We start from the raw sequence: 540 nt of genomic DNA on the forward strand, positions 1-540 counted from the left end.
CCGCCCGCCGGTCCGGCTTCGGCGCCGAGCTGACGGCCCCGTTCTTCGCGTCCATGCGCATGGACCTGCGGCGCATGGAGCACACGCCCGCCTCCTTCGTGGAGTACGTCTACGGATCCGCCGAGGTCGTCGGCCTCATGTGCCTGCGCGCGTTCCTCGTCGGCCACGCCACCACGCGCCCCGAGCGCATCCGGTTCGAGGAGGGCGCCAAGCGGCTCGGCGCCGCCTTCCAGAAGGTCAACTTCCTCCGGGACCTCGCCGCCGACCACGGCGCGCTCGGCCGCAGCTACTTCCCCGGCGTCGACGTCGCGACCTTCTCCGAGGCCGACAAGGAGCGCATCCTCGACGACATCGACCAGGACCTCCGCATGTCCGGCGCCGTCATCCCCGACCTGCCCGCCTCCAGCCGGCGCGCGGTCGCGCTCGCGCAGGGCCTCTTCGCGGAGCTCGCCGTGCGGCTCCGCGCCACCCCCGCGGCCGAGCTGGCGCGCACGCGCGTGCGGGTGCCGGATCCCGTGAAGGCCCGCATCGCGCTCGCCG

1 protein-coding gene is annotated in these 540 nt (G+C 74.6%); it reads left to right on the forward strand.

Annotated features, from left to right (window positions below):
• Positions 1-540: squalene/phytoene synthase family protein (locus Q6969_RS16225; protein ID WP_317231356.1), on the forward strand; the 540-nt coding region annotated here is incomplete at both ends.

This window comes from Clavibacter sp. MX14-G9D (assembly GCF_032917815.1).
Taxonomy (GTDB): domain Bacteria; phylum Actinomycetota; class Actinomycetes; order Actinomycetales; family Microbacteriaceae; genus Clavibacter; species Clavibacter michiganensis_K.